The sequence below is a fragment of the Mesorhizobium sp. M1E.F.Ca.ET.063.01.1.1 genome (assembly GCF_003998155.1).
Classification (GTDB): domain Bacteria; phylum Pseudomonadota; class Alphaproteobacteria; order Rhizobiales; family Rhizobiaceae; genus Mesorhizobium.
On record NZ_RZSC01000590.1, the window covers coordinates 1 to 3773 of the forward strand.

The window sequence follows — 3773 nt, forward strand, 5'->3', positions numbered from 1 at the left end:
CATCGACACCGGCGTGCCGGTGGTGATCATCGTCTCGCCGTCCTCGTCGAGGATGAAGCCGGAGAGGATCTTCACCTCGTCCGGCTCGCGGCGCTGGGTGACGAAACGCGACTGGCCCGGGCGGCGCCGGTCGAGCTCGGCCTGGATATCCTCGCGCTTGAAACGGATGCCCGGCGGGCAGCCGTCGACAACGCAGCCGAGCGCGGCGCCATGGCTCTCACCCCAGGTGGTGACGCGGAAAAGATGGCCGAAGGTGTTGTGCGACATGGAAAAACGCCCTGCCCGGCGGCGGAGCCGGTTCGCCGGTTCAAGGGTGCCTTCTATTGGCGTTTTCCACAGCGGTCAAACGATGATCGGATGCATCAATCTGTGATCTGGCCGATTTAGTTTTGACACATTCGGTTGGTTTCTGCTCTCTTCCATCCGCCGTTGAGGACCCGCCGCTGACCAGCCGGCGCAATGACCAAAGAGGACGACGATGCGTACCCTGATTGGCGCTGTTGGCGCCATGCTCATGATTTCAACCGCCGCGTTCGCCGGGCAGACCGAAGGCCTGATCAAGAAGGTCGACAAGGACACGCTGACGCTGACGCTGGACGACGGCAAGTCCTACAAGCTCAACGCCGAGACCGATCTCGATGCGCTGAAGCCCGGCATGGACATCGTCATCGCCTTTGACGTGACGAACGGCGAGAATATCGTGACCGATATGCAACTGCCGGACAGCGACCAGAACTAAATTCAGGTGAGGCCGGCCCGATCTGAATTCGCCGCGCCGTAAGCTCTACAACCACTCCAAGCTGCGGCCCTCCAGCCGGAGCAGGCGATCCTGCTGGATATCCAGGCGGGCCGCGTCCTTCTTGGACATGCCTTCGACGAAGCGGAACAGGCACCGCATGACGCCGCCATGGGTGACGCATACCGTCTGCCGGTCAAGCGCGTCAAACCACGGCTTTATCCGTTCGAGTAGCATTTCGTAGCTTTCCGCGCCCTCACCCGGCGGCTGGAAATCCCATTTGTCGAAACGGCGACGGTGCGTCGAGCCGGGAAGCCTCGCTTCGAGTTCGGCAAAGGTGAAACCCTGCCAATCGCCGAAGCTCAATTCCACAAGGCGCGGATCGGTGCGGTAAGCGAACGGATCGAGTCCCATCGCCGCGCGCATCAGCTCCATCGTCTCACGCGTGCGGCGCATCGGGCTGGCGACGAAGTCGAACTCCGCGGGATTGGTTACGAATTCAGCCAGCCGGCGACCGTTTCGGGTCGCCTGCGCGCGGCCGAACGCGTTGATGTCGGTGTCCGCCTGCCCCTGCAGCCGACCCTCGGCATTCCACTGCGTCTGGCCGTGGCGTGCGATGTAGACGAGCGGATACATCAGGTCTTCCGAGGTCGGGCCAGGGCCTGGTGGAAGGGTAGGCGGAGAGATCTAATCCTTGACGGTCGAGATATCCGGCGCGTCGACCGCTTTCATGCCGACGACGTGGTAGCCGGAATCGACATGGTGAACCTCGCCGGTTACGCCGCGCGACAGGTCCGACAGGAAATAGACGGCGGAATCGCCGACTTCTTCCTGCGTCACCGTCTGCTTCAGCGGGGCGTTGTACTCGTTCCACTTCAGGATATAGCGGAAGTCGCCGATACCGGAGGCGGCCAGCGTCTTGATCGGGCCGGCCGAAATCGCGTTGACGCGGATTTTCTTGGCGCCGAGGTCGACGGCGAGATAGCGCACACTGGCTTCAAGCGCCGCCTTGGCCACACCCATGACGTTGTAGTGCGGCATCACCTTCTCGGCGCCGTAGTAGGTCAGCGTCAAAAGCGAACCGCCCTCGCTCATCAGCGGCTCTGCGCGCTTGGCGATGGTGGTGAAGGAAAACACCGAAATGTCCATGGTGCGCAGGAAATTGTCGCGCGTCGTCTCGACATAACGGCCGGTGAGCTCGTCCTTGTCGGAAAAAGCGATGGCATGGACGAGGAAATCCAGCTTGCCCCAATGCTTGGCGATGTCGGCAAAGACGGCGTCGAGGCTTTCCGGGTCGGTGACGTCGCAATGGCCGGCGACATGCGCATTGAGTTCCGCCGCCAGCGGCTCGACGCGCTTCTTGAAGGCCTCGCCCTGATAGGTCAGCGCGATTTCGGCGCCGTGATCGACGCAGGCCTTGGCGATGCCGAAAGCGATCGACCGATTGTTCGCGACGCCGAGAATAAGGCCCCGCTTACCTGCCATCAGGCCCTGTCCACCCGCCATGTGCGCGTTCTCCGCAAGAGTGTCTGTTTTGTGTGGAGCCCTATCGCACAGGCACAGAGCCCCTTCAAGCGTCGAAAACAGACTGGCTTGCGGAGAAAATTGCCTCGATCAGCCTTTTCGGCGGCGAATCAGGGCTTCGAGATCGGCGTCTCCGCCCTCCGGCAGCATCAGCCGCACATGCGCGTAGAGGTCGCCGTGACCGCCTGCTTTTTCCGGCAAACCTCTGCCCTTCAGGCGCAGCACCTTGTCCGAACTCGACCATGCCGGGACGTTGACCGCGAGCTTGCCGGTCGGCGTCTCGACCGCCACCTTGGCGCCGAGCACCGCGTCGGCCAGGTCGACGGGCAGGTCGACATGCAGGTCGCGGCCTTCGATGCGGTAGCGCGGATGGCGGCGGATGTGGATCTTGACCAGCGCGTCGCCCGGCTGGCCAGGCCCTTGCTCGCCCTGGCCCTTGAGGCGGATGGTCTGGCCGTCTTCGACATAGGCCGGAAGCTTGACCGCCATCTTGCGGCCGTCGGGGAACATCGCCGTCACCTTCTCGGCAGTAGCTGCCTCTTCGACGGTGATATCGAGCGTGACGTTGAGGTCCGCCGCCTGCACCGGCTGGCGACGGTCGCCGCGGCCTGCGCCGCGCGCGCCCGAGAAGGCATCGCCGAAGATCTGGCTGAAGATATCGCTGTTGCCGTCGAACGGATCGCCGCCGGGCCGTCCCGTGCGAAATTCGAAATGCTGCGCGCCGCCGGGGCCCTGCTGACGACGGAACCCGGCGAACGGATCGCCACCGCCGGCCGCACCCTCGAAACCCTGGAATCGCGGCTTGCCGTCGGCGTCGATCTCGCCGCGATCGTAGGCGGCGCGCGACTTCTCGTCGCCGACGATCTCGTAGGCCTGGTTCGCGGCGGCAAAACGGTCCTTCGCCTTCGGATCATTCGGATTCTGGTCCGGATGATGCTTCTTGGCGAGCTTGCGGTACGCCGATTTTATTTCCTTGGCCGATGCGTTCTTGGCAACGCCCAGCACCTCATAGGGGTCGCGCATGCTTCCTGCCTGAACGAGAGGATGAGTCCACAATTGTCCCCTATATGCGCTCGGATAGGAAGAAATTCCAGTGGCGCAACAACGATCCGTGACCGAAAATCAGCGCCCCGAGCGAAATTCAGAGCGCCTTGAACTCCTGCATGCGCCAGCCGCCGGCGCCGGCCATGCAGAGCTCGCCCTTGTACAAGGCGACGCCATCGAAGCTCTCCCTGGTGGCGGTGAAGCGGCGGCAGGTCAGGGCGCCATCATTCAACTCGACAAGTTCGGTGATCGCGCCGCGCGAACCGGTGCCGGCATTGGCCCACGGCACGGCCTGGCCGCCGAGTTCCTGGATGTCGGCGGAGGAGACCGCGTTGCCGATGGTGGTCTGGTCCGAATCGGTGTCGCTGCTTGCCGGCGGGGCGGGAGAGGAAGGCGTGCTGGAAGTGACGATCGAGCGGTCGACCTCCGCTTTCTCCAGGCTGAAGCCGCCGGCGCCGCAGCCTGCAAG

General features: G+C 63.7%; 6 protein-coding genes. 1 reads left to right on the top strand and 5 read right to left on the bottom strand.

The window, feature by feature from the left end:
• Positions 1–267, bottom strand: a 267-nt coding sequence (locus EOA29_RS28675) for a chorismate synthase (RefSeq protein ID WP_127221934.1), incomplete at its 3' end; no start/stop codon positions are given.
• Positions 268–478: 211 nt separating this feature from the next.
• On the opposite strand from EOA29_RS28675, the gene EOA29_RS28680 reads away from it, so the two are divergent.
• On the top strand, positions 479–739 hold the full coding sequence (locus EOA29_RS28680; protein WP_126095256.1) for a DUF1344 domain-containing protein: 261 nt from the start codon (positions 479–481) through the stop codon (positions 737–739).
• Between the two features lie 45 nt (positions 740–784).
• Here the strand turns inward: EOA29_RS28680 and EOA29_RS28685 are convergent, their stop codons facing one another.
• The 4 genes from EOA29_RS28685 to EOA29_RS28700 form a co-directional block, all read right to left on the bottom strand.
• The gene (locus tag EOA29_RS28685; RefSeq protein ID WP_126095257.1) at positions 785–1372 is read right to left on the bottom strand and encodes a histidine phosphatase family protein; all 588 of its coding nucleotides are present in this window, start codon (positions 1370–1372) and stop codon (positions 785–787) included.
• 51 nt (positions 1373–1423) lie between these two features.
• Positions 1424–2242, bottom strand: a complete 819-nt coding sequence (gene fabI, locus EOA29_RS28690; protein ID WP_126095258.1) for an enoyl-ACP reductase FabI — start codon at positions 2240–2242, stop codon at positions 1424–1426.
• A 108-nt stretch (positions 2243–2350) separates the two neighbouring features.
• Positions 2351–3283: a DnaJ C-terminal domain-containing protein gene (locus EOA29_RS28695; RefSeq protein ID WP_126095259.1), complete on the bottom strand. Its 933-nt coding sequence runs from the start codon at positions 3281–3283 to the stop codon at positions 2351–2353.
• Positions 3284–3401: 118 nt separating this feature from the next.
• Positions 3402–3773: RT0821/Lpp0805 family surface protein (locus EOA29_RS28700; RefSeq protein ID WP_127221935.1), on the bottom strand; the 372-nt coding region annotated here is incomplete at its 5' end.